The 23,953-nt window shown below is 29.7% G+C and carries 24 protein-coding genes; 6 read left to right on the forward strand and 18 right to left on the reverse strand.

Annotated elements, in window-relative coordinates; translation table 11 throughout:
• Window positions 1-114 precede the first annotated feature (114 nt).
• The gene (locus BTO06_RS07340; protein WP_100924677.1) at window positions 115-1,032 is read left to right on the forward strand and encodes a LamG-like jellyroll fold domain-containing protein; all 918 of its coding nucleotides are present in this window, start codon (window positions 115-117) and stop codon (window positions 1,030-1,032) included.
• Between the two features lie 24 nt (window positions 1,033-1,056).
• Here the strand turns inward: BTO06_RS07340 and BTO06_RS07345 are convergent, their stop codons facing one another.
• Genes BTO06_RS07345 through BTO06_RS07360 form a run of 4 tightly spaced genes read right to left on the reverse strand, consistent with a single transcriptional unit; the run spans window position 1,057 to window position 4,107 of the window.
• Entirely contained in the window at window positions 1,057-1,809 is a 753-nt protein-coding gene (locus tag BTO06_RS07345; protein WP_100924678.1) for a LytR/AlgR family response regulator transcription factor, read from the reverse strand.
• A 2-nt stretch (window positions 1,810-1,811) separates the two neighbouring features.
• On the reverse strand, window positions 1,812-2,885 hold the full coding sequence (locus BTO06_RS07350) for a sensor histidine kinase (protein ID WP_100924679.1): 1,074 nt from the start codon (window positions 2,883-2,885) through the stop codon (window positions 1,812-1,814).
• A gap of 3 nt (window positions 2,886-2,888) precedes the next feature.
• Complete coding sequence (locus tag BTO06_RS07355) at window positions 2,889-3,689, reverse strand: hypothetical protein (RefSeq protein WP_100924680.1); 801 nt, start codon at window positions 3,687-3,689, stop codon at window positions 2,889-2,891.
• Complete coding sequence (locus BTO06_RS07360) at window positions 3,676-4,107, reverse strand: ABA4-like family protein (protein WP_100924681.1); 432 nt, start codon at window positions 4,105-4,107, stop codon at window positions 3,676-3,678. The genes BTO06_RS07355 and BTO06_RS07360 overlap by 14 nt, the downstream gene beginning before the upstream one ends.
• Before the next feature lie 258 nt (window positions 4,108-4,365).
• Between BTO06_RS07360 and BTO06_RS07365 the strand changes: the two genes are divergently transcribed.
• Window positions 4,366-6,375 carry a sensor histidine kinase gene (locus BTO06_RS07365; protein WP_100924682.1) on the forward strand — a complete coding sequence of 670 codons (2,010 nt, stop codon included), beginning with the start codon at window positions 4,366-4,368 and terminating at the stop codon, window positions 6,373-6,375.
• Here BTO06_RS07365 and BTO06_RS07370 read toward each other — a convergent pair.
• The 12 genes from BTO06_RS07370 to BTO06_RS07425 are packed head-to-tail and all read right to left on the reverse strand — an operon-like array spanning window position 6,372 to window position 16,711.
• Window positions 6,372-6,905, reverse strand: coding sequence for a CIA30 family protein (locus tag BTO06_RS07370; RefSeq protein ID WP_100924683.1), 534 nt, complete (start codon window positions 6,903-6,905; stop codon window positions 6,372-6,374). The genes BTO06_RS07365 and BTO06_RS07370 overlap by 4 nt on opposite strands.
• A gap of 1 nt (window position 6,906) precedes the next feature.
• A complete protein-coding gene (locus BTO06_RS07375; protein WP_100924684.1) occupies window positions 6,907-7,587 on the reverse strand; it encodes an SDR family NAD(P)-dependent oxidoreductase in 681 nt (226 codons plus the stop codon).
• A 5-nt stretch (window positions 7,588-7,592) separates the two neighbouring features.
• Window positions 7,593-7,859, reverse strand: a complete 267-nt coding sequence (locus BTO06_RS07380; protein ID WP_100924685.1) for a TIGR03643 family protein — start codon at window positions 7,857-7,859, stop codon at window positions 7,593-7,595.
• Complete coding sequence (locus tag BTO06_RS07385; RefSeq protein ID WP_100924686.1) at window positions 7,849-8,274, reverse strand: hypothetical protein; 426 nt, start codon at window positions 8,272-8,274, stop codon at window positions 7,849-7,851. Before BTO06_RS07385 ends, BTO06_RS07380 begins: the two co-directional genes overlap by 11 nt.
• Window positions 8,271-9,761 (reverse strand): cryptochrome/deoxyribodipyrimidine photo-lyase family protein, encoded by a 1,491-nt coding sequence (locus BTO06_RS07390; RefSeq protein ID WP_100924687.1) that lies wholly within the window; start codon window positions 9,759-9,761, stop codon window positions 8,271-8,273. The genes BTO06_RS07385 and BTO06_RS07390 overlap by 4 nt, the downstream gene beginning before the upstream one ends.
• Complete coding sequence (locus BTO06_RS07395) at window positions 9,751-11,277, reverse strand: cryptochrome/photolyase family protein (protein WP_100924688.1); 1,527 nt, start codon at window positions 11,275-11,277, stop codon at window positions 9,751-9,753. Before BTO06_RS07395 ends, BTO06_RS07390 begins: the two co-directional genes overlap by 11 nt.
• A complete protein-coding gene (locus BTO06_RS07400; RefSeq protein WP_100924689.1) occupies window positions 11,278-12,582 on the reverse strand; it encodes a DASH family cryptochrome in 1,305 nt (434 codons plus the stop codon).
• Window positions 12,558-12,701, reverse strand: a complete 144-nt coding sequence (locus BTO06_RS07405; RefSeq protein WP_100924690.1) for a DUF2256 domain-containing protein — start codon at window positions 12,699-12,701, stop codon at window positions 12,558-12,560. The genes BTO06_RS07400 and BTO06_RS07405 overlap by 25 nt, the downstream gene beginning before the upstream one ends.
• On the reverse strand, window positions 12,698-14,119 hold the full coding sequence (locus BTO06_RS07410; RefSeq protein ID WP_100924691.1) for an SDR family oxidoreductase: 1,422 nt from the start codon (window positions 14,117-14,119) through the stop codon (window positions 12,698-12,700). The genes BTO06_RS07405 and BTO06_RS07410 overlap by 4 nt, the downstream gene beginning before the upstream one ends.
• Window positions 14,116-14,751: a flavin reductase family protein gene (locus BTO06_RS07415; RefSeq protein ID WP_100924692.1), complete on the reverse strand. Its 636-nt coding sequence runs from the start codon at window positions 14,749-14,751 to the stop codon at window positions 14,116-14,118. Before BTO06_RS07415 ends, BTO06_RS07410 begins: the two co-directional genes overlap by 4 nt.
• Window positions 14,751-16,061, reverse strand: a complete 1,311-nt coding sequence (locus BTO06_RS07420) for an ABC1 kinase family protein (protein WP_100924693.1) — start codon at window positions 16,059-16,061, stop codon at window positions 14,751-14,753. Before BTO06_RS07420 ends, BTO06_RS07415 begins: the two co-directional genes overlap by 1 nt.
• The gene (locus BTO06_RS07425; protein WP_100924694.1) at window positions 16,058-16,711 is read right to left on the reverse strand and encodes a TetR family transcriptional regulator C-terminal domain-containing protein; all 654 of its coding nucleotides are present in this window, start codon (window positions 16,709-16,711) and stop codon (window positions 16,058-16,060) included. Before BTO06_RS07425 ends, BTO06_RS07420 begins: the two co-directional genes overlap by 4 nt.
• Before the next feature lie 128 nt (window positions 16,712-16,839).
• On the opposite strand from BTO06_RS07425, the gene BTO06_RS07430 reads away from it, so the two are divergent.
• Genes BTO06_RS07430 through BTO06_RS07445 form a run of 4 tightly spaced genes read left to right on the forward strand, consistent with a single transcriptional unit; the run spans window position 16,840 to window position 21,926 of the window.
• The gene (locus tag BTO06_RS07430; RefSeq protein WP_100926740.1) at window positions 16,840-17,517 is read left to right on the forward strand and encodes a TetR/AcrR family transcriptional regulator; all 678 of its coding nucleotides are present in this window, start codon (window positions 16,840-16,842) and stop codon (window positions 17,515-17,517) included.
• Entirely contained in the window at window positions 17,510-19,162 is a 1,653-nt protein-coding gene (locus BTO06_RS07435; RefSeq protein ID WP_100924695.1) for a peptidase domain-containing ABC transporter, read from the forward strand. The genes BTO06_RS07430 and BTO06_RS07435 overlap by 8 nt, the downstream gene beginning before the upstream one ends.
• A gap of 5 nt (window positions 19,163-19,167) precedes the next feature.
• Window positions 19,168-20,526, forward strand: a complete 1,359-nt coding sequence (locus tag BTO06_RS07440) for an HlyD family secretion protein (RefSeq protein ID WP_100924696.1) — start codon at window positions 19,168-19,170, stop codon at window positions 20,524-20,526.
• Window positions 20,526-21,926 carry a TolC family protein gene (locus tag BTO06_RS07445; RefSeq protein ID WP_198517143.1) on the forward strand — a complete coding sequence of 467 codons (1,401 nt, stop codon included), beginning with the start codon at window positions 20,526-20,528 and terminating at the stop codon, window positions 21,924-21,926. Before BTO06_RS07440 ends, BTO06_RS07445 begins: the two co-directional genes overlap by 1 nt.
• Before the next feature lie 71 nt (window positions 21,927-21,997).
• Here BTO06_RS07445 and BTO06_RS07450 read toward each other — a convergent pair whose 3' ends face one another.
• On the reverse strand, window positions 21,998-23,077 hold the full coding sequence (locus BTO06_RS07450; RefSeq protein ID WP_100924697.1) for an energy transducer TonB: 1,080 nt from the start codon (window positions 23,075-23,077) through the stop codon (window positions 21,998-22,000).
• A 242-nt stretch (window positions 23,078-23,319) separates the two neighbouring features.
• Window positions 23,320-23,946 carry a trimeric intracellular cation channel family protein gene (locus BTO06_RS07455; protein WP_100924698.1) on the reverse strand — a complete coding sequence of 209 codons (627 nt, stop codon included), beginning with the start codon at window positions 23,944-23,946 and terminating at the stop codon, window positions 23,320-23,322.
• Window positions 23,947-23,953: the final 7 nt, after the last annotated feature.

Here is a 23,953-nt window from a genome sequence, read left to right on the forward strand (position 1 = left end):
TCAAAACAAACAATTATTTAACAGGACCTTTGAAATTGTTATATATTACTTTCATAAATAAATTACACTTTATAATTAGTACATTTGATTACTATCTTTAAAATCAAATATGCCATGTTCAACTGTTTAGCAACGATTAGAATTCTTGTACTTTCAATACTATCTATATCTATTTTTTATTCTTGCAAACAAGAAAAGAAAGACACAAATAAAAATGAAGAAAAAGTAGTGAATACAACAAATTTAGAATTAAAAAAATCATTGACCTTTTATGCTTCTTTTGATAATGGTGTTAAAGCTGACTTTGCTTTGGGAGATGCCGAAATGTATACAGCTCCTAATAGAAACAGCGTTGATTCAGCAAAATTAGGACTGCATAAACCAGATATTAAACTTGAAGAAAATAAAGGAAAATTTGGATCAGGTTTAGTTTTTACAGAAAGAAGTAAAGGCTATATCTATTATCCTAGTACAAAGAATATTTCTTATGATTCAATTAATTGGAATGGAGCTATTTCGTTTTGGCTAAGTTTAGATCCAGCTAAAGATTTAGAACCAGGCTATTGTGATCCTATTCAAATTACAGATGTGAGTTATAATGATGCTGCAATTTGGGTTGATTTCACAAAGGAAAACCCTCGTGATTTTAGATTAGGAGTAATTGGTGATAGAAATGTTTGGAACCCAAATCCAGAAGGACCAGATAATGAAAATCCTATTTTTAATAAGCGATTAACTGGAGTTAAAAACCCTCCATTTGGAACTCGTCAATGGACTCACATTTTAATTAACTTTTCTGGCTTAAACACTAAAGAAGGAAAAGCATCTTTATATATGAATGGTGAGTTAAAAGGAACTAGAGTAAATATTGATACTCCTTTTACTTGGGAACTCAATAAGTCTAATATCTATTTAGGACTGGGATATATTGGTTTAATGGATGAATTGTCAATTTTTAATAGAAGTCTTACTGAAACAGAGATTATGGCTTTATACAAATTAAAAAATGGTATTCATTCAATTTTAAAGTAAAATTAATTCTTTACTCTACTAAAATTAGGAGTTTAACCATCGTTTAAAATCACTGGATTTTTGTCTACTTACAATAAATTCTTGATCTCTCGGATTAGTAATGGAAAGTTTAACTCTATGATTAAAGTATGGATTTAATTTTTCAACTGACGATTTTGAAACAATTTGTCCACGGTTAATTTTATAAAATTGAGATTGATTTAGAGAAGAATACAATTGATCAATTGTTTCATCTATTATGAATCGTTTGTTATGAGTAACTCCAAATGAGATGCTATTCTCGGAATACACATAAAGAATTTCTGATATTTTGATTTGAACAAATCCACTACCTTCTTTTACCAATATACCAGACCTATATTGTGGTTCCTGCACGGATTCAAGAAGCTGTTTTAAAATTTTTGGTTGAATAGTGTTAGAAGAATTTGTTTTATTGAATTTAGTTAAGGCGGCGTCTAAATCCTCTCGTTGAATTGGTTTCAACAAATAATCTATACTATTCACTTTAAATGCTTGAATTGCATACTGATCAAAAGCTGTAGTAAAAATTATTGGTGATTCTACTTCCAGATGCTGAAATATTTCAAAACTTAAGCCATCCGCTAATTGAATGTCCATAAAAATTAGATCTAGATTTTTATTTATTTTAAGCCAAGAAATAGCTTCTTCCACAGAATCAATTACATCCAGTACATTGAAATTTAAAGCACTTTCATTTAGTAGATTTTCTAATTGTCGAGCAGCTCTTGGTTCGTCTTCAATAATAAGTATATTCATAACTAGCACTTTAAATCAGATGTCTTTAGTAGAGGTAAAAATACTCTAAAACAATTATTATCCTTTTCGATTTGCACAGGTATATTAGTAATTAAACTGTATCGTTTTTCAATATTTTTCAATCCAATTTTAGTAGATGAAAGTTTGGTAGATTTTAATTGGATATTGTTGGAAACTGATATTTTATTATCTGTAAGTGCAATATAAATTTCAAGCGGTTTTGATTTTGATACTATATTATGTTTTATAGCATTTTCCGTTAAAAGCTGTAAACTCATTGGAACAATAAGTTGATGTAAATTCTGAGTAGGAATATTCCAATAAACCTTTAAATTATCACCAAATCTTTCCTTTTGAATATGAATGTATGCCTTAACAAATTTGACTTCTTTCTCCAAAGAAATTAAATTCGAGTTTCCTGACTCAATTATAAAACGGTAAACATTCGATAAATTATCTACAAATGTTTTAGCATTTTCTTTAGGGTCTTGATCTATAATATCTCTCAAAGTATTTAAACTATTAAAAAGAAAATGTGGCTGCGCTTGATTTCTAAGTGCATCAAGCTGTGCCTGTATAATTATTTGTTTAGTTTGTTCTTCTTCACGAATAGATTTCTTTAACCGAATGTAATAATATATGGCTTCATAAATAGCCATTGTCATGGTTGTAATAATAGTAACTGGGAGTAAAATTCTTAATTGAGTTGTATGATTTATATTATCTCCTAGTAATGAAAAGAAGAATTTAATAAACTTTCCTCCAAGGTAGTCAACTAAGGTAACCACAATAATTATTGACGATATAAATAAGATAATTCTCTTGGTATCATCTTTAAAATTAGGAAATTTCTTTCTCAAAAATATTAAAACACTTCTAAGAATTATCCAATCACAAACTGTATAAAATAATGAAACACTCCAACTCCAAATTGCAATAGAAAATGGTAATCTGATAAACGATTTGCTAAATAAATAGTCGGTTATAAAACTTAGAATTAAAATTCCGATTAAACTGAACCAAAAGTCATTAAAACCTAAATATTGTATTCGTTTTTTTTTGTTGAATATTAACATGATTTATAATCTTAATAATGGAATTCCCTGTTTAGCTTGATAAAATGTAAAACCAATCCAACTTGCATATAAAAATCCAAAAAATAAAACTAATAATATTTGTTTGTTCATAGTAAATTTCATTTTTTTTGAGGTTATCATTGCAAATAAAGGTATTATTTGAATGGCATGTAACCCAAAAAAATGTGCTACTCTTAAATCTCCAGCAATTGTGCTCCAATTTACAAATGGCAACCCTTCTCCTCCATCTAAAATTCCAACACTATGTGACATTTGATTTATCATTTGCCCACCAATCCAACTTCCTACTATTATAATGATCCATCCTAAAATAATTCCTAATTGAATTGATTTATGAGTTCTAAGCTTTAGCCTGATAGAATCAATTAACATTAATAGCATAATTAAAACATTTATACCAATTAAAACTCCCATCATTGCAAATAAAATACCGTCAAATAAAGAAGATTGATTATAATGCGATGGAACTCCTCTAGCACCTTGCATCACAATTATTGCAGTTTCAAAGAAAATCGTAAATGAAACAATATTATTTATAATATTCCTTTTCTTTTTTGAATAAGGATAGAACGTAATTAAATATCCAGAAGTCAGTAAAAATACAGCATCTGATATCAAGAATTTTAAAGGTTTAATCCATACGTTTACTCCCAACAATGTCCTTTCATCGATCAATAATCCTACAGTGGCTATAATAGCAAAGAATAAATGTATCAACACAATACTGAATAGTATTGGGCTTTCTTTTTTTACTGTGTTAATAATTGTTTTAAGATATTTCATTTTCAGAGTTTTTTAAAGATTTCATAATCATAAATAATAGAAAACCAATTGGTCCAAACATAAAAGTTCCAAATAAACAAAGAGCGATTAAAAGTTGATGAATGTTATATTTATTATTCTGATTAACAATCCATATACCAACCAATAAATCAAAGACTAAATAATGAATCCAACCCGCTAAAACAGCATTTTCTTTAGTAAATAAACCCATTACAGAATTTAAACTACCAAAATCCATCATTCCTTCGGTTCTTAAATAATGAATAATATAAACAGCATATACAAGTGATAGTGCTATAGGAATTAACTTATAATCAATAAGAAATCTTGTTATTTTCCATTTCGGCACAAAAACTAATAATAGCCACATTGGAATAGCTATAAAATTTGCCATTGAAAATATTTCTGATGTTGTCATAGTGTAAGTTTTAAGCTTTGGTTATGAATCAAATTTCTGCATAATTAACAAGTCATGGAAACTAATTAATTTGAAACATCGTTATTTCAATTTGAACTGTAAAAAAGTATATAATTAAGATTTTTCCAATGTAAATAACCTATGAAAACACTTACTTGTATCAAAAAAAGTTTGCAATTCTTATTTCACTAAGTCATTAATATTAACTAAATTGTAATTTAATATGAATTATACAATTGTTATTACAGACTCTTCTTGATGTATAGATTAAACTCAACGTTTTTATGGTATACGCTCTTTTGTATATCTATTTTATTTTTTAATCATTCTGGGTATGGTATCAGTTCAATTCATAAAGGCGAAGCACAAGAACACTCAAAAAATCCTGTTGTTTCACAAAATACCGAAACATTACTTGATTCGGGATGGGAATTTTATTGGAATAAATTAATTGAACCTGAAGACTTCTCAGAGTTATCGAAACCAGATAGTATAGTTGAATTAAAGAGTTGGACTCTCTTTAAACTAAATAAAAAGCACTTACCTTCTTTTGGTTATGCCACTTATAGATTACGATTTACCTTACCATTAAATAGACCTAGTTCTTCTATTTTTATACCACCAGCTTATGCTGCTTCAAAAACATGGGTTAATGGAAAACTAATTTCTGAAATTGGAAAAGTAACTAATGTAAGAAACGATGTACTTCATAGAAGATATCGTCAAACAATTCCATTAGATATTCACGAATCAAATTTTGAGATAATTATTCAAGTGGTAAACTTCTATCATAATAAAGGTGGTTTGGATAAACCTTTATCAATTGCCGAAAGTTCATATCTTAATTCCAAAAACCGTAACAAAATAATAGCGGATATGTTATTTATTGGGTGCCTTGGTTTTATAGGATTATTCTTTCTCCTATTCTTTTTCTTTTATTGGAATAAGGACAAAGCTATATTTTATATAGGTATTGCTTGTGTGTCTTTGTCATATATGGCATTAAGCAGTAGATATGCTCCTCTAGCAGAATTGTTTCCCACAATGAGTTGGGCATTATTAACAAAGGTAGAATATATATCATTATTTTACTCTGGAACAGCGGTTAGCCTTTTTTTTAATACTATTTTTAAAGACTACACGCATGAGTTGTATTATAAGATATTAATAGTTGGGTTTTATACTTTAAGTTTTCTAGTAATTGTGTTACCTGCTCCACATTTTACAAAGTTTGTTTTACCCTTTTTAATTTATATGCTGTTGAATATTCTTTACGCATTTTATATAACTATCAAATCTATTAAAGAAAAAAAGCACGACTCAATTTTATTAATTTCGGGGGTTCTTCTTGGTTTAATAGTTTTCTTTTTACACATATTTATCTTTATTGGGAAGTTGGAAAATCTTATCATTTACGTGAATTTCGGTTATGTTTTAGTTTTTTTAATGCTTTCGATGCTTTTAATGTTTCGATTTTCAAGATCTTTTGTTCAATTAGAATTATCAAGAGAACTCGCAATAAATCAAAGAATAGAAATTTCACGTAAGTCCAATGAATTAACGAATGTCAATAAGGAACTAAAAGAAAACTTAATACAACTGGAAAATTACAACGCCGAGCTCGATAGTTTTAATCATATTGTATCTCATGATTTAAAAGCGCCATTAGTTGCTATGCACAGTCTTATCACTTTTATTGAAGAAGATTTAGATTTGGAATTAGATAAAAATGCAAAGAAACATTTTGAATTGCTAAAAGGTAGAGTTTTAAAAATGGATTCTTTAATTAACGGATTATTGGAGTATTCAAAAATTGCTAAAGGAAAAAAGTCCAAAGAAATATTTAGCTTAAATAGTTTACTAATCGAACTAATTGAAATTTTAAATTATTCAGACAGTAGTACTTTTCATTTACCAGATGAAGATATTCAAGTATTTGCAAACAGATTAGAATTAGAGCATGTTTTTCAAAACTTAATTGGCAATGCTATAAAATATAACGACAAGGAAAAAGCATGTATCGATATATCAGCAATTACAACGGATAGCGAATATATTTTCTCTGTAAAAGATAATGGACCAGGAATAGATGATAAATATCACTCAAAAATATTTGAAATGTTCAGTCAGCTCGATAAAAATGATGAGACCAGCACAGGAATTGGATTAGCCATTGTTCAAAAATTGGTCGCTAAAAATCAAGGTACAATAACTGTTGATTCAGATGAAGGAAAAGGAACTACCTTTAAATTTACTTGGAAGATTTAATTAACTGAAATATAATCAATCTCTAGTTTAAATTTTTCATCCTTTTTATTTCCTATGAGGATTGCGATTTCTTTGATTTTATTTCCACTGAAGTTATCGATATCTAATCGATATCCTCTAAAAGAGGCATAAAAATCTTCTAATGGTATTTTGATTATTTCCCAAGTGTTAGAAGTTTTAAAAGTCTGTATGTGCCAATAACGCTGATATCTATTAGATTTAAGTCTTAGTTGATATTTCTTGTTATCTCCTTTAACTCTTAATTCTATGAACTTCGATGAAGAATTGAAATCGACAGATAAAGGATATCTAGTCATAGCAAAGCCTCCGTTATTATCGGTTGACACCATACCGGTAAAAACACCATTGCCGGCATCATTTAAATAAATTTGGGAGGAAGAAATTCCTCCCATAACTGTATCATTAGTTATTTGCCAATTAGAAATATTACAACCTTTTTCAAAATCGAATAAAACCGTTTTATCTTGGGTGAATTGTATCATAAATAATAAGGCGTATAGATATTTCATATTATAATTTTAAGCTTATAATTCCTGCATCAATTGGAAAAACCTGACCTGATATTGCATTTGATTGCTCAGATAGTAAATAAGAAGCTAAATTTGCAACTTCTCCTGCTTGTAAATATTTTTTCAAAGGATGACGATTTTCCATGTTTTCCTTTTGTTTATCATTTCTAAGAAGCTTTTCAGCTAAAGAGGTATCAGTAACTGTTGGAGCGATGCAATTAAATCTTACCTTAGTTGCAAATTCACCTGCTAATGATTTTGTTAAACCCTCTACAGCGGATTTACTTGCGGCAACACTTGCGTGAAATGGCATTCCCAACTTTGTAGCAACCGTACTGAATAAAACTACACTAGAATCACTATTTCTTAATTGTTTGATATAATTTTGAATTATTCTTACCGCTCCAATAACATTAATTTCGAAATCTTTTCTAAAATCGTCTAAAGACAATCTGTTAATAGGTTTTAAATTAATGCTTCCAGGACAATAGACCAAGCCATTAATTTCATCTCCTAATTCTGGCAAATCACTTGAAATAGCATCAATTGTATAATTAGTCACATTTGGATGTGTCATACCTTCAGTTCGACTAAAATTTATAATTCTGTGATTTTCCTTTAAATTTTCAATAACTGCTTTTCCAATTCCCCTGCTCCCACCTACTACTAAAATAGTTTTCATGATGTTTATCTTTTTGAGATTTTATTATTTGATATATTTCTTTGCCTTGTACATTTAAATCTTCCTTTCGGAAAATCTCTTTTTGCTTGGTGTTTCGTAGCACGACCAGAAACTCTTTTTCTCCACATTCTGAAACTGGCAGGCTTCATTTCTCTTCTCATTAGGTTAATTACTTCCTGCTCTTTTAAACCAAATTGAAATTTAATAGCATCGAACGTTGTACGATCTTCCCAAGCCATTTCAATAATTCTATCAATCTGTCTATCCGTCATAATAATCTAATTTTAAGAACTCATTCTTTAAGTCAATCATACGATTTATAAACTTTTTATTTTCAATATAATTCTTATTTTTTACGAATTTTATAAAGTTTCCATTTGCATGAATACTAAAGAAACTTGAATTATAAATCACAAGTTTGTAATAAGGGATACACCAAGAATAACGCTCCAATCTATTGGTAAAGTGAACTAAAATCCCATTCGGTCGTAACTCAATATTTCCATAATTTAATTCAGAAAATTGTTTTTGGCTAGGATATAACTTCTCACTTAATTCTTTTATAATTAACCTTCCTGAACCTATTCCGTTCATTCTAATTTTTTGAATTAAAGTGTATGGATTTCCTAATAGTTCTTTACTATGAACTTTAAAATCTTCGTTGTTGTATGTTGTATTAAAAATCATTCGTCTCTTAGCATTCTACTTCTATTATTAATCGTATGTTTCTTCAATATCCTTAAACTCTCACGGAGTACATCTTTGTCTTTTTTCATATTCCAAAGTATTTCGCTCGCTCTTTTCCTATTTTCTTTTATATCAACAATAGGACTAGGGTAATCTTTACCAATAATACAGTTATTAAACTGTTGATCTAATGGTGTCATTAAATATGGCTCATGAATAAATGGTACTGGTAAATTTGCTAATTCAGGTACCCATTTTTTAATAAATACAGCATCTGGATCGTGGTCGTGACTATTTTTCACTGGATTATAAATTCTTAAATTATTTATTCCTGTTTCACCTGCTTGCATTTGGAGTTGTGGAAAGTGAATTCCCGGTTCAAAATCTAAAAAATTCTTAGATAAATGATGCGTTGCTTGCTGCCATGGTTGCCACAAAATATGTGTAAAAAAAGAAACTAACATTGCACGCATTCTAAAATTTATAAATCCAGTTTCATTTAAACATCGCATAGAAGCATCCACTAGAGGAAAACCAGTTTGTCCTGTTTCCCAGGCTTTTATATATGTTTCAGAAATCGATTTTTTTAGCTTATGGTATCCTTTATTAATACTTGCGTTTTCCATGGTACATTCCATTTCAAACTTTTGTATAAAATGTGCTTGCCATCTCAATCTTGAGATAAATGCTCCTAAATGTCTCTTTTCTGAAGAGCTTTCTTTTAATTTCTTCGCTTTCTGAAATATTTCCCTAATTGATACATTTCCCCAAGCGATATAAGGAGATAATCGACTACAACTTGTTCTTGATGCTTCTGGTTTTGAAATATGAAACATATAATTCTCATACCTACCATCAAAAAATGAATTGGCATATTTCCAAGCAGTTTTAGTTCCGCCGTACTGAAAATTGCTGTTATCTTTTGTTTTTAAATTAGTTGTTCTAAAATACTCTGAAAGTGTATGAATTTCTGATAAGGATATAAAACATTCCTCAGAACCATTAAATTCAATTTGAGGCTGATACATATAATCTTCCCATCTCTCAAACCAATCATCTCTGTTTAATAATCCTCTTAAAACTCCGTTATTTATGGTTTCAGTCCATTCAATAGAATTATTTCTGCAATATCGAGCGAACTCTTTATCTCTGTTAAAAGTAATAAGTAAACCCGTTTCTTGATGAGAATAAACATCTGTTATAACATACTTAGTTTGAAGTTGATTAAATACAGCAAATATATCTCCTGTAACACTCAGTACTTTAGTATTGTACTCTGATAAAGTTTTATTTATATCGGAGAGAGATTGTTTGATAAAATTCCAATGACGATCACTGTAATGAGGATCGTTTAATAATAAATTTTCAAAAACATATAAGATAAGTACGCGTTTATTTGAATTTATCGCTTTATGTAATGCTTCATTATCATGTAAACGTAAATCTCTCTTTAACCAAACAATTGCTATATTTTCCTTATTCTTCATTAAATTTTAAACTAAAATTCACTTCTCTTTCGTCATGATTATTTTCTAAAGTTTCTAGAAATCCTTCTGCTTTTTCGAATAAAGTAGTTCTCTTTTCATCACTCATTTTATCCAAATTAGAAATCAACATTCGTAATCTTGGATTCTTTGATAAGAATTCTCTGTTCTTATCCATAAATCTCCAGAATAATCCATCCCAAATAAGTTGCCAATCACCATTAGGATAATCACTCATTTTCTTTACATAATTACTACTACTTATGTACGGTTTTGTAGACATTAGTCCACCATCAGCAAAAAGACTCATACCATATACATTTGGAACCATTACCCAATCATAAGCATCAATAAATAACTCCATAAACCATCTATATACTTCATCAGGATCAAATTCACATAGCAACATAAAATTTCCAAGTATCATCAATCTTTCAATATGATGTGTATATGAAGTTTTAATAACTCTTTTAATTGTTTTATCGATTGGTAAGATTCCTGTGGTACCGTCATAAAATGAATCAGGTATTTTTCTTGAATGTTTCCAAAAGTTTTTCGTTCTTTCTTCTGAACCTTTTACCATATAAACTCCCCTTATAAATTCTCGCCACCCTAAAATTTGACGCACAAAACCTTCTAAAGAATTGATTGGAATATCATTTTTAGTTGCATAATCGATAGAAGACTCTATTACATATTTTGGTGAAAGCAATCCGACATTGATTAAAGGAGATAAAATACTATGATGTAAAAAATTTCTATCCTGTAAAATAGCGTCCTCGTAATCTCCAAACTCATGAAACCTAACTTCGTAAAAATCTCTTAACCAATCTTCAGCTTCTTTATAAGTAGACGGATAAATTTGAAAATCATGAAGTTCTCCGACATTATCTTTAAACTCTGAATTCACATAAGAAACAGCTTTCTTAAAAAATTCATTTGTATCAGGAAATATTACGACAGGTGTAATTTTATTCTTTGGATATTTTTTACGATTATCCACATCATAAGTCCATTTTCCTCCTACAGGTTCTCCATTAGTTACCAGAACATTTCGCTTTAATCGTTGTTCTTTATAAAACGAGGTCTGAAAAAACTTCTTTTTAGTTTCTTTGAAAAAACTAGATAAATCATCTTTGGTATTGAGAAAGAGAGGATTTTCTAACCAATTAATCCTTAGATTCTCTTTTACTTCAGATATTCTTTTTTCCAACCAATTATCAGTTGGATCGAAAATAGTTACTTCTTCTATCCCTTTTCTTAATATATATGAAAGTAAATTTCGAGTATCACTAAGTTCATTTTTAGCATCTATATAATTTACTTTAAAACCAATATTCGATAAATAATCCTCATAAAATTTCATAGATGACCTATGAAAAACAAGTTTTTGTTTATGAAAATTATATTGGTTAAAAAATAATGTCTCTTCCACTAGAAATACTGTTGTATCACTAGAAACAAAATCTTTAAGATTTTGAACCAACTGATGGGGAAATATGATTATGCTTTTGTTCATTTAAAATAATATAGGTTGTAGCCACGTGCGCTGAAACTTTCCGTTCGAATCATATCTTTCAGCCTGTAGTTTAATATTAAACTTTCTATCTCTCGGATCATTTCCAACACCTGCAACATATTGCCAATTGCCATAATTGCTATGCACATCGTAATCTAATAACATACTTTCAAAATATGCAGCACCAATTCTCCAATCGAGTAATAATTCTTTTGCGAAATACGATGCTACATTTTGTCTACCTCGATTACTCATCCATCCTGTCTCTCTTAATTCAATCATATTAGCATTTACAAAAGGTTCACTTGTTTCACCATTAATCCATTTTTGAACTAAGGTTTTAGATGTTTTCCATTCATAATTTATTTGACGAATCCCTTCTAATTTGAACAAATCATTTCCGTGTTTCATAGAAATAAATTTGAAGTAATCTCTCCAAATAAGTTCAAAAATCAACCAATACGTAGAATCATTTTTTTCGACAGTTTTTTCGTACTCTTTAACCTTCCAATAAATAGTTTTTGGCGAAATACAACCATTAGCCAACCACGGCGAAAACTTGGAACTATATTCTGTACCTAAAAGCCCATTTCTTGTTTTCTTATAAAATGAAAGGTTTTCAGTTTCGAAAAAATACTCTTGTAACCTCTTTAAAGCTGAATGCTCTCCACCTTGAAATGGAAAGGCAGTTTGAGTGGTAATATTGTAATTCGTAAATCCTAATGTCTCAAGAGTTATTCTTTCATTTTGCTCATTTAATAAGTTCTCTTTACACTTTTTATTAGGGTAAACAACGTTCTTTACTTTTGAGTATTTCTGAACCTTTTTTCTAAAATCTGTGAAAACTTGAGGTGTTTGCTGAATTTTAAAGGAAAGATCAGATGGGTCATATAAAAGCTGATCATAAAATTCAAACACCTCAATATTCTCTGGAATTAATTTCTTTATATCATTAATCTCCTCTGTTTCTTCGTATGTAAATTCTTGTTGAAAAAAAAGAGCATCCGCGTTATGCTTCAGACAAAATTTAGGCAAAAAAAGTTGCGGATGCTCATAACATAAGAAGAGAGAAATGTTTAATGCTTTTAAATTTACACGTAATTCTTCTGTTGATTCTAATGTGAATTTAGCTCTATATTTTTCTGTTTTTTTGAAACCAAATTGGGTGTTTTCATATAACCTAGGGTTAAAACAAAACACACCTATCACTCGCTCATACTTGTCGCAAGCTTCGTAAAGTGCTTTGTTATCATTAACTCTTAGGTTGTTTGTAAACCAAACTATTGCTGTTTTTGACTTTTGCATTTTTTACTACAGTATTTTACATTATCCCAATCTCTCTCCCATTTTTTCCTCCATTTAAATGGCCTTTCGCAAACCAAACATATTTTTGTTGGCAAATGTTGTTTTTTAACTCCTCTCATTTTTCTGCTACTAAAGCATTTATCATTCCATTAAAAACAAATGCATGGAATGGTAATACTGCATACCAGTAAATTCTTCCCCAAATACCTTTTGGTCGAAAAACTGCACGTTGATATAATTGATTTTTTACAATTTTAAACTCTAACCAAGCTTCACCAGGTAATTTCATTTCAGCAAATAATAATAATCGCTTTTCATTTTTATCAGCTAAAAGAACTCTCCAAAAATCTAAAGGATCGCCTGGCTCTAAATAAGTACTGTGAGTTCTTCCTCGTCTTAAACCAACTCCTCCAACTAACTTATCTGTATATCCTCTAATTTTCCATAACCAAGTGTAACTATACCACCCATTTTCTCCACCGATCGACCATATTTTTGATAATGTCACATCTTCATCTAATATTTTTCTCGATCGAATATCCTTGAAACAACCAAAATGTGGCATTCTAACATGCTTACTGAGTTGGTCTTTAAAGACTCCACTACTTATAGCGTCTTTCCAACTAGAAATTACCGCGTTTTGTTCGATTTTTTGAAATGCTAATGAAACTGCTTCAGAGTATTTAATTGGCTTAACATCTAAAATTTCATTAATATTATTTGGCTTTGCTACTATTTCAACTTTCATACTATCAACCAAAGCCTTTGCTAAATTAAATGATGTAGATGTCACAAAATATAACCAATATGAAGATAGTTTAGGTGTTAAAACGGGCAAAGTCAATATATACCTTTTCAACCCTCTAACTTTGCCAAACTCCAGTAGCATTTCTTTGTACGTTAATACTTCTGGGCCGCAAATATCAAATGACTTATTTAGCACTTTCTCATTACCTAATGCTTTAACTAAAAAGTTCAAAACATCTCTAATTGCTATCGGTTGAGTTTTGGTATTTAACCATTTCGGTGTTATCATTACTGGTAACTTCTCAACAATATCGCGTATAATTTCGAAAGAAGCACTTCCACTTCCTACTATAATTCCTGCTCTAAAAGTTGTTAACGAATATTCTGATGAATGCAGAATTTCTTCTACTTGTAAACGAGATTTTAAATGTTTTGACAATGAATTGTCATTTACAATTCCGCTTAAATAAAGTACCTGTTTGCATGATGTTTTCTCAATTAGTTCCTTAAATTTTGAAGCACATTTCTTCTCTAATGTTTCGAAATTTGCTGAACTAGTAGACATTGAATGAATTAGATAATACGCTGCATCAATATCTTCAGGAAAATCTGGAGTATCATCTTCCAAAAAATCAATTTTTAGAAATTCTATATTCTCTTTGTATTCGATTTCATCTGGTATTCTGTTTAAATCACGGACACAACAAACTAGTTCATGGTTGTCTTCCAACAACTTTAGAACTAATCTTTTGGCTATATAGCCTGTTGTACCTGTGATTAATATTTTCATGCTTTTTCTTCTATTTTTTTTGGTCTTTGATATTCATATCTCGTATTATTTTTTGGAATTGCATAAGCATCAAGTCCATTAATAGTTGCAACATTTCCTTTGGATAAATCTAAAAATCCGTCTCTATCATCATACATTACTTCGTTCACATAGAAACACTGAATTTCTCCAACAACTAACAAGGTATCGTTCGCTTTAATGTGATATTCTTCAAGAAATTTCAAACCAATTTGAACTGGAGACTCCTTAACAAAAGGAGCATGAAAATCCTTTTTATACTCTGGTGTTAAACCAGTCATATCAAATTCAGATATTAGTTTATTATATTTAGCTGACGTATGATGCGCTTGGTGTGTGAATTTTTCAGTTATATGATTTACAGTATAGTATCCCGTATTTATAATGTTCTCATAAGTATTTCTAGGTACTGTTGTTGGCCTTAAAATAAAACCTAAAACGGGAGGATTTGATCCTAAGTGAACAATTGAACTAAAAACTGCGACGTTTTCAAAGCCTTCATTTGAAACGGTTCCTAATAAATTTGCAGACTTGTAACCCGATAAACTATTCATCAAATTGATTCGATGAATTTTATCAAAATTAGCGATGCTATTTTTGTCGAAATACTTCATTAATATTTGGTAAAATTGTTGATTTTAACATTTGTTGCTTTCAAATCATGCATTAAATTATATAAACCAAAGAAAGTTCTATTGATATAAATGAAATGCTTTGAGCCTCTGTTTCCATTCATATTTCTTAATTCAGTACTCTTGGCATACTTGGTTCCTAATTCTGTAATCTTACCAAAAAACTCAGCATTAGAAAAATCAAAAATATCTTGATGAAATGGTTGTGTAAAAAGGCTCAACATTTCATGAAACATATCTTGAAAAAAAGCTAATTCTTCTTTCGTATCATCTTCTCTTAAAATTTCTAACTCGTATAACTTTTTAACAAAAAATTCTGGATTAGAAATATTTTCTTGTTTTGCCAATTCGAAATAAGGAACGTAAAACTCTTCTGGAACTTCCTTCATACAACCAAAATCTAGAACAACTAATTCATTATTCTTAGAAATTAAGAAATTCCCTGGATGAGGATCAGCATGTACCTTTCTTAGCTTATGCATTTGATACATGTAAAAATCCCATAATGCTTGCCCCAATTTGGTAGAAACTTTTGTGTCGTTGTTCCTTGAAGTAAACTCAGAAAGATGAACACCTTCCATCCAATCCATTGTAATAATTCGGTCAGAAGAAAATTCGGTATAATAGTTTGGGAATTTTAAATTCTTTACATGCTTACATGACTCAACAATCGACTGACTTTGAGAAACTTCAAGTATATAATTGGTTTCTTCTATTAACTTATCTTCAACTTCTTTAAAATATTTATCACTATCCTTTCCACGAATATTAAACATTTTGATAGCAATGGGTTTCACTAGCGCCAAATCAGTTGAAATACTTTCTGCCACACCAGGATATTGAATTTTAACAGCGTACTTCTTTCCATCCTTTTCAGCTAAATGGACTTGTCCAATACTAGCACCACTTACCGCTTCTAAATCAAACTTATCGAACAACTCATTCGGGTATTTACCGAAATATTTTTTAAAAGTTTTTTTTACAAGTGGAGCAGACAAGGGAGGTACAGAAAATTGTGAAAGTGAAAATTGCTCTACATAAGCTTGTGGGAGAATCCCTTTTTCCATACTTAACATTTGCGCCACCTTTAAAGCACTTCCTTTCAATTGCTTTAGTCCATTATAAATATCTTCAGCATTATCTTTATTTAATTGTTCTTTTGCTTCTTCTTCTCCATTTACAAGCTTATTTCCATAGTACTTTATGAAATTAACTCCAACCTTAGCTCCTGTTTGAACTAATTTTGACGCTCGTTGAATTTTGGAAGTGGGGATATTATCTATCGTCTTCATTTTCTCACTACTTCTTTATATATAAATTTACCTAAATCGATAACACTTTTAACTGGTGCAATATTTATTAATTCAAAACTTGTATTTACAGACTTTTCAATAAATATATCTGTCTTTTCAAACGATGGTGATGTATCTTCTAACCAAAACTTTAAAGTAATAATTAGTTGGAGCCATGCACTATCTGTTATGGCACGATCCTGTATTTTTTCCAAACGTTCTTGCTTTAAATCCAATTTTTCAATCTCTAAACTTTCAATAAATATTTTGAAATGATTTTTTAAGTGATTTAAACTTTTAACCTTCTTCAACATATCCTTCTTATGTTGCAAGACGTAGACAACATAACTTCTATTCGCATTGAAGTTTTCAAAAAGCGTGTAGTAATAGCTTAATAATTTACTTTTAGCATCATAAGAATTATAATCTTCACTTTTAGTAAGAAGATTTAAAGTACTAGAATGAAAAGCCTCAAACACTGCTCCTTCAATTGTTTTAAATGATGAAAAATGAGTGTAAAATAATTGTTCATCAAAATTGTGCTCTTTACTAAATAAGTAGACAGACTTCGGTTCTTCGTTATGTGTCAATACATAATCCATATACTTACTAATTATTTCGTCTTTTGTGATGTTCTTTTTTTTCGCCATTGAAGTACATTTTGCTTAATCAAATATACAAATTTTGTTTAAGAAATAAACTAATAAAGTAAACAAAGAGAAATTTTAACTTTGTTTTAATAGTAATACTATTATATTTGCAGAAAAAGCAATCAGTAATGGATGAATTACTTTCAAATATTAAAATAGAAGTCCCTGAGGGAATCTATATTAAAAATCCTGAATCTTCTGAATTAGGAAAAAAAATTGTAGAACATAGCATCATACTTATTGATGAAATTGGTTTTGAAGATTTTACTTTCAAAAAGTTAGGCCAACTTATAGGGTCTAATGAAAGTTCAATTTACAGGTATTTTGAAAGTAAGCACATGTTGCTTATTTATTTAAGCTCATGGTATTGGCGTTGGATTGAATACCAATTAGTCATTGAAACCTTTAGCATAAAGGATAGCACAGAAAAATTAATTCAAGCCATAGAAGTAGTGACAAGAACTACAGAAGAAGACAAAAATTTCTCACACATTAATGAAGTCATATTAAATAAAATTATCATTAATGAAAACTCAAAATCATATTTAACGAAACGAGTAGATTCTGAGAACAAAGAAGGCTACTTTTCATCGTATAAACGAGTAGTTAAGAGATTAGCCTCTATTGTTTCGGATCATAATAAAACCTATGAATTTCCTACATCATTAGCCAGTTCTATTACAGAAGGAGCTTTACATCAACAGTTTTTGAAATTACATTTTAAAACAATTACCAATTGCAATAACAACATTTCACCCACTAAATTTTATACAGACTTAATTCTAAAAATATTATCTAATGACTAACAACACCTTAACACCTTGGAAGAGATTTTTAGGTTTATTAAAGATAGAGCGTAAAGATATCTTTCAAATTGCTTACTATGCAATTTTTGAGGGATTAGTTTCATTATCGCTTCCACTAGGAATTCAAGCAATTATAAACCTTATCCAAGGAGCTCAAGTTTCTGCTTCTTGGATTGTACTTGTAGTTCTAGTAACGATTGGAGTGATATTTTCTGGTGTTTTAAAATTAATGCAGTTAAGAATTATTGAAACCATTCAGCAAAGAATTTTTACGAGAGCATCGTTTGAATTAAGTTATCGATTTCCTAAAATTAAAATGAAAGAATTAAGAAATTATTATCTTCCTGAACTAGCCAACAGGTTTTTTGATACTCTGACAATCCAGAAAGGATTATCAAAAATCTTAATAGACGTTCCTTCTGCATTTTTACAGATTATTTTTGCTTTATTATTACTTTCATTCTATCATCCATTTTTTATCCTATTCGGATTATTATTGGTTTTACTAATCTACGGCGTATTTAAATTAACAGCACAACGAGGAATCGAAACTAGTCTAGATGAGTCTAAAAACAAATATAAAGTTGCTCACTGGTTACAAGAAGTTGCTCGCTCCGTGGTTAGTTTTAAACTTTCTGGTAAAACAAGTTTAGCACTTCAAAAAAATGATAATCTTGTACATAATTATCTTCATTCAAGAGAAAGCCACTTTAAAATCTTGGTAATTCAGTTTATTCAAATGATAAGTTTTAAAGTACTTGTAACGGCAGGATTACTCTTAATTGGAGGATTTTTAGTCTTGGATCAAAAAATGAATATCGGACAGTTTGTAGCTGCTGAAATCATTGTATTGTTAGTAATAAATTCAGTTGAAAAATTAATTTTAGGATTAGAATCTTTTTATGATGTGTTAACTTCTATTGAAAAACTTGGGCAGGTAGCTGACAAACCCATCGAAACACAGTTCGGAGAATCATTAACAAAAGTTTTACCTATTCATTTAGAGGATGTTTCTTATAAGGTATCAAATAGAATATTACCTATTCTAAGTAATATAAATCTTAAAATTGAAAGAGGAGATCGAATATTAGTGCAAGGTGAAAGTGGATCAGGTAAATCTAGTTTACTTCAACTTGTTGCTGCTGTAAATGAGCCTACCGCAGGATTTATTAATGTTAATAATCTTTCCATTCAAAGTTTACACATTAACTCATATCGCTCAAAATTAGGTTTATCATTATCTGAGGAAACACCGTTTGAAGGGACATTAAGGGAAAATATAACATTCGGTAATACAGAGATCAAAGATGATGAAATTTATCATGTATTAGACGTGGTTGGATTAACAGAATTCTTGAAAATTCAACCTAACGGGCTAAATTCAATCATGAAACCAGAAGGGAAACAAATGGCTTACACCATCGCTAAGAAAATTATTCTTGCAAGAGCTATTGTAATTAAACCTGAACTTTTGATTCTTGAGGATCCTTTAGATCAGTTCCAACAGGAAGAGACTAAGAAAATTATTAATTACTTGGCTAACCCAGATCAACCTTGGAGTTTAATTGTAGTGAGTAGCAATAATAATTGGAAGAAACAATGTAACAAGCACATAGTTTTGGAAAAAGGTCAAATTAAAAAATAAAAAAGATGCTAAATATCTCTAACAATTCTATATCAAAAAATATTGATTTGACTAGTTTCAAATCAGGTAAAAATATATTCACAAAAGAATACTATAAAACCTTTAGAAAATTTTTACTCGCAGCATCCATAATTATGTTAATCATACTCTTTTTACCATGGACGCAAAACATTTCAAGTAAAGGAAATGTAACAACCTTACAACCAAATCAAAGACCACAAACTTTACAATCTCAAATTCCTGGAAGAATTGAGGAGTGGTTTGTTCGTGAAGGTGATTTTGTAAAGAAAGGTGATACTATTTTAAGAATCTCTGAGATAAAAAGTGATTACTTCGATACTCGCTTAACTGAAAGAACACAAGAACAATTAAATGTAAAATCGCAATCAGTTGATGCTTACAACAACAAAGTAAATGCTCTTAATAGGCAAGTTAATGCATTAAAACGAGAGAAAACTTTAAAACTAAAACAAGCAAACAACAAGTTACTACAATCTCGTTTACAAGTTAAGAGTGATAGTATTGACTTTAAAGCAGCTAAAATTAAGAATACAATTGCACAAACACAGTTTGATCGTGTTATCAATCTTCAAAAAGAAGGTCTAAAAGCAGTTAAAGATGTTGAAGAGAAACGTGCTAAACTTCAAGAAGCCGCAGCTAAATTGATTTCACAAGAAAATAAATACTTAGCATCTCAAAATAAAGTCATTAATGCAAAAATTGAATTGTCGACAATCACAGCAAATTACGATGACAAAATTGCTAAAGCAAATAGTGATTTATTCACGGCAAAATCAGCTGCTTTAGATACAAAAGCTCAAGTTTCAAAATTAGAAATTAACGTTGCTAATTATGCAAGAAGAAATAGTTTGCTTTACATAACAGCTCCACAAGACGGTTTTATTAATAAAGCTATTAAATCTGGAATTGGAGAAACATTTAAAGAAGGAGATCAGTTAGTAGGTATCATGCCAGCAAATTATGAATTAGCTGTTGAAATGTTCGTTAGACCGATTGATTTACCATTGGTTCATATTGATGAAGACGTTCGAGTACAATTCGATGGTTGGCCTGCAATTGTATTTAGTGGATGGCCAAATGTATCCTACGGTACTTATGGAGCTAAAGTTGTCGCGATTGAAAATTTCATTAGTGAAAACGGTATGTATCGAGTTTTAATTGCTCCTAATCCCGATGATCATCCATGGCCTACAGCAATACGTGTAGGTTCTGGAGCAAAAACAATTGCTCTTTTAGAAAATGTTCCAATTTGGTTTGAGTTATGGAGACAAATTAACAGCTTCCCTCCTAACTTTTATCAACCAAAAGGAAAAAAGGATAACAGCACTAAAAAGGAAAAATAATGAAGAAAATTTTAAGTTTTTTTCTACTTATATCAACTTGTTTTGTGTTCTCTCAAAACAAAATAGACTCGATTCTTACGTTAAGTGAGTACATTGGATACGTGAAAAAGTTTCACCCTATAGTGAAACAAGCAGAACTTAAAACCTCAGAAGGAGAAATTAAACTAATGAAAGCACGTGGTGCTTTTGATCCTAAATTAGAAGTAGATTATGATAAAAAGAAATTCAAAAACACCAACTATTTTGATAAACTAAATACTACTTTTAAAATTCCCACATGGTACGGAATTGAATTCAAAGGAAATTACGAAAAGAATTCCGGAAATTTCTTAAATCCTGAATTAAGAGTGCCCGATGATGGATTATTCAGTGCAGGTGTTTCTGCTTCATTAGCAAAAGGATTATTAACAAACGAAAGAATGGCAACATTAAAAAAAGCCAAGATATATAGATCTCAAGCAAAAGCAGATCAGCAAATGTTAGTAAACGAAATATTATACAAATCCATATTAACTTATTTAGACTGGTTAAAAGAATATGAAAAACGTAATACATATGTCATTTTTTTAAACAATGCTAAAAATCGTTTTTATAATGTTAAGCGAAGTTTTGAAGAAGGTGATAAACCAGCTGTGGATACTTTAGAAGCTTCCATAAATTTAAAAAATAGAGTTCTGGATTTGGAAAAAGCTAAGCTTAAATACATTAAATCAAAATTAAAACTGGCAAACTTTTTATGGCTAGATAAAAACTTGCCTTTGGAATTAGAGGTTGGAATTGTACCTGATACCGACATGTTGGAAAACATCGATTCCACTTTAAACACTAACACATTCAATAATAACCAAAATATTGTAAACAATCATGTTAAAATTAGATCTTTAGAGTATAAGAAAGCAAATTTACTTATCGACAAAAGATTACGATTGAATGATTTATTACCAAAAGTAGACATCGAATATAATTTTATTAGTTCAAAATTTGGCGATCTATCAAATTTTGATATTGATAATTATAAAACTGGTTTAAACGTTAGTATTCCTTTATTTTTAAGAAAAGAACGCTCTGACCTAAAATTAGCACGTTTAAAATTACAGGATATTGATTTCGTAATTTCATCAAACAAAGCTAATCTTTCAAATAAAATTAATGCCATTCAAAATGAAATCTTATCATATTTAGAACAAAATAAAGTTTTAGATGATTTAGTCAATGAATACAAGATTTTAGTTAAAGCGGAAGAACGCATGTTTTTACTTGGTGAAGGATCTTTATTTAGAATTAATTACCGAGAAGTAAAACTAATTGAAACTCAGCTAAAAGCTATCGATAATTTTAATAAGTATTTTGGGGCTAAAGCTTCATTATACCAAATGGTGAATAATCAATTTGTGAACTAATAAAAACAACTGTCCTAAAATTTGAAAGTTTCAGGACAGTTATGTTATAAGATGTAATATGTATTGCTTTTTTAATTTAATTTAAACACTACGGGAAAAGAATATCTTATGTTCACTTTTTTACCTGCTTTTTCAGCTGCTTTAAACGGTGGTAATTTTTCGACTAATTCTTTCGCCGCTTTTTCTAAATCTAACCCGTTGGCTGGACCTTTAGCTTCAATGTTTACTACTTCACCGTTGGTATTCACAACAAATTTTACGAACACTTTTCCTTCTACATTTTTATTAATGGCTTCTGTAGGATAAGCAAAATTGTCTTGGATATGATTTACCAAACTTTTGTTAAAACAATCTAATGATCTGTCTTGAGCTGAATCGCAAACGTTAAATTGTGGTATTTTATCTACATCACTAAAATCATATACTGTTGCTACAACTTCCTTTCTAGTTGCTTTTCTAATATTTGATGGCTTTACACCAGGTATTCTAAATGTAATTGGCAAGCCATATTTAACAGTAACTGGAGTTCCTGATTGTTTTCCTGGCTTAAACTTCGGAAGCTTTTTCATAATTCTTTCAGCTTCTTTTCCCAACTCCTCTCCTTTATACGGAGGAACTATTTTCATTTTATCCACATTTCCTTCACGATCAATAATGAAGTGTACAAAAACTCTTCCTTGTATACCTTTGTCGTATGAATTTTCTGGATACCTAAGATATTTTTTAATATGGGTCGCTAATTCTGATTTGAAACATTTTTCTTGTTTATAAACAGCAACACTTTCACAATTCTTAAATAATGGAATTTCATCTACATAGTTAAAAGGAATGACTTTCATACCTGTGTTTTTATCCACGGTTATACTATTTACTATTTCAGTCTTCTTTTTAATTTTTGCAAGTTTATGAGAATAGCTATTAGTCATAACACCAGTAGCTTCGTCCCTTTTTCTTACAACTCTTCTTCTTGAGGTTACTTGAACTGCGACCTTAGAATTTTTCAAATTTTTATCAGTCTTCTCTATTGAACATTTAGTAATACTATTAAGATCTAGAACAGTTTCCTCTTGTTTATCACAAGTCTTCGTCGTTTGTGCACATACTTGTAATGCACACACAAGTGCTATTGTAAGTATTAATTGTTTAAACATAAATTCTAAGGGTCTTTGTATTAATGTTCTAAAATTAAGTAACTAATACAAGATCAATCGAATGTAATACTATTTCAGCATAGAAGTTACGGTGAACGGTTTATATTCTTCGATGAATGGAATTTTTACTTTTAACAAATCCATAAAAAAACAACCGCAATAACAAGGATATATTATTTTTTAGCTCTTTTTTTGATAAATCAGTAAACTACACATGTTCTTGCAAAAATTCTTAACCTAAGTTAATTTTTCTTACCAAAAATATCATCCTTAATTTTAGGAAGCTCTAAATGATAAACTACAGAAACTGTTCGAATGATAATTATTATAACAGCAGAAAATATAAAATTTACATCATCTGAAATTTGGAGGTTTCTCAAAAACAAATACATCAATCCACCTGATAAACAAGCTGATGCATAAATTTCCTTTTTAAAAATTAGTGGTATCTCTCTGGACAATACATCACGAATAACACCACCGAAAACAGCGGAAACCATTCCCATAATAATCGCTACAATAGCTGGTAAGTTTAAACTTAAACCTTTTTGTAAGCCTAACAAGGTAAATACGCTAATTCCTATAGTATCAAATAAAAAGAAAGTTTTTCTCAATGGAGCGATTTTACTTTTAAATAAAAATGTACAAACTACAGCTATAAAAATGGTATAGATATAATTAAGATCGCCGATCCAATTAATCGGATGAGAATTAATTAAAATATCCCTCAGCATTCCTCCTCCTACAGCGGTAACAAATGCGAGAATTATTACTCCAAATAAATCAAATTCCTTTTTAGAAGCAACTAAAGCACCACTAATAGCGAAAGAGAAGGTTCCTAGAATATCAATAACATATATTATATCCATAGGGGAT

It is taken from the genome of Tenacibaculum sp. SZ-18 (assembly GCF_002813915.1).
Classification (GTDB): domain Bacteria; phylum Bacteroidota; class Bacteroidia; order Flavobacteriales; family Flavobacteriaceae; genus Polaribacter.

What these genes read in the sequence shown, in the direction of transcription:
- BTO06_RS07445 (WP_198517143.1), top strand. Translation starts at nt 20,526, where the DNA reads ATGAAGAAAATTTTAAGTTTTTTTCTACTTATATCAACTTGTTTTGTG.
- BTO06_RS07345 (WP_100924678.1), bottom strand. Translation starts at nt 1,809, where the DNA reads ATGAATATACTTATTATTGAAGACGAACCAAGAGCTGCTCGACAATTA.
- BTO06_RS07425 (WP_100924694.1), bottom strand. Translation starts at nt 16,711, where the DNA reads ATGGCGAAAAAAAAGAACATCACAAAAGACGAAATAATTAGTAAGTAT.
- BTO06_RS07340 (WP_100924677.1), top strand. Translation starts at nt 115, where the DNA reads ATGTTCAACTGTTTAGCAACGATTAGAATTCTTGTACTTTCAATACTA.
- BTO06_RS07380 (WP_100924685.1), bottom strand. Translation starts at nt 7,859, where the DNA reads ATGACGGATAGACAGATTGATAGAATTATTGAAATGGCTTGGGAAGAT.
- BTO06_RS07365 (WP_100924682.1), top strand. Translation starts at nt 4,366, where the DNA reads ATGTATAGATTAAACTCAACGTTTTTATGGTATACGCTCTTTTGTATA.
- BTO06_RS07370 (WP_100924683.1), bottom strand. Translation starts at nt 6,905, where the DNA reads ATGAAATATCTATACGCCTTATTATTTATGATACAATTCACCCAAGAT.
- BTO06_RS07405 (WP_100924690.1), bottom strand. Translation starts at nt 12,701, where the DNA reads ATGAGAGGAGTTAAAAAACAACATTTGCCAACAAAAATATGTTTGGTT.
- BTO06_RS07375 (WP_100924684.1), bottom strand. Translation starts at nt 7,587, where the DNA reads ATGAAAACTATTTTAGTAGTAGGTGGGAGCAGGGGAATTGGAAAAGCA.
- BTO06_RS07420 (WP_100924693.1), bottom strand. Translation starts at nt 16,061, where the DNA reads ATGAAGACGATAGATAATATCCCCACTTCCAAAATTCAACGAGCGTCA.
- BTO06_RS07450 (WP_100924697.1), bottom strand. Translation starts at nt 23,077, where the DNA reads ATGTTTAAACAATTAATACTTACAATAGCACTTGTGTGTGCATTACAA.
- BTO06_RS07455 (WP_100924698.1), bottom strand. Translation starts at nt 23,946, where the DNA reads ATGGATATAATATATGTTATTGATATTCTAGGAACCTTCTCTTTCGCT.
- BTO06_RS07395 (WP_100924688.1), bottom strand. Translation starts at nt 11,277, where the DNA reads ATGAACAAAAGCATAATCATATTTCCCCATCAGTTGGTTCAAAATCTT.
- BTO06_RS07350 (WP_100924679.1), bottom strand. Translation starts at nt 2,885, where the DNA reads ATGTTAATATTCAACAAAAAAAAACGAATACAATATTTAGGTTTTAAT.
- BTO06_RS07360 (WP_100924681.1), bottom strand. Translation starts at nt 4,107, where the DNA reads ATGACAACATCAGAAATATTTTCAATGGCAAATTTTATAGCTATTCCA.
- BTO06_RS07440 (WP_100924696.1), top strand. Translation starts at nt 19,168, where the DNA reads ATGCTAAATATCTCTAACAATTCTATATCAAAAAATATTGATTTGACT.
- BTO06_RS07400 (WP_100924689.1), bottom strand. Translation starts at nt 12,582, where the DNA reads ATGCAAAAGTCAAAAACAGCAATAGTTTGGTTTACAAACAACCTAAGA.
- BTO06_RS07355 (WP_100924680.1), bottom strand. Translation starts at nt 3,689, where the DNA reads ATGAAATATCTTAAAACAATTATTAACACAGTAAAAAAAGAAAGCCCA.
- BTO06_RS07390 (WP_100924687.1), bottom strand. Translation starts at nt 9,761, where the DNA reads ATGAAGAATAAGGAAAATATAGCAATTGTTTGGTTAAAGAGAGATTTA.
- BTO06_RS07435 (WP_100924695.1), top strand. Translation starts at nt 17,510, where the DNA reads ATGACTAACAACACCTTAACACCTTGGAAGAGATTTTTAGGTTTATTA.
- BTO06_RS07410 (WP_100924691.1), bottom strand. Translation starts at nt 14,119, where the DNA reads ATGAAAATATTAATCACAGGTACAACAGGCTATATAGCCAAAAGATTA.
- BTO06_RS07430 (WP_100926740.1), top strand. Translation starts at nt 16,840, where the DNA reads ATGGATGAATTACTTTCAAATATTAAAATAGAAGTCCCTGAGGGAATC.
- BTO06_RS07415 (WP_100924692.1), bottom strand. Translation starts at nt 14,751, where the DNA reads ATGAAGTATTTCGACAAAAATAGCATCGCTAATTTTGATAAAATTCAT.
- BTO06_RS07385 (WP_100924686.1), bottom strand. Translation starts at nt 8,274, where the DNA reads ATGATTTTTAATACAACATACAACAACGAAGATTTTAAAGTTCATAGT.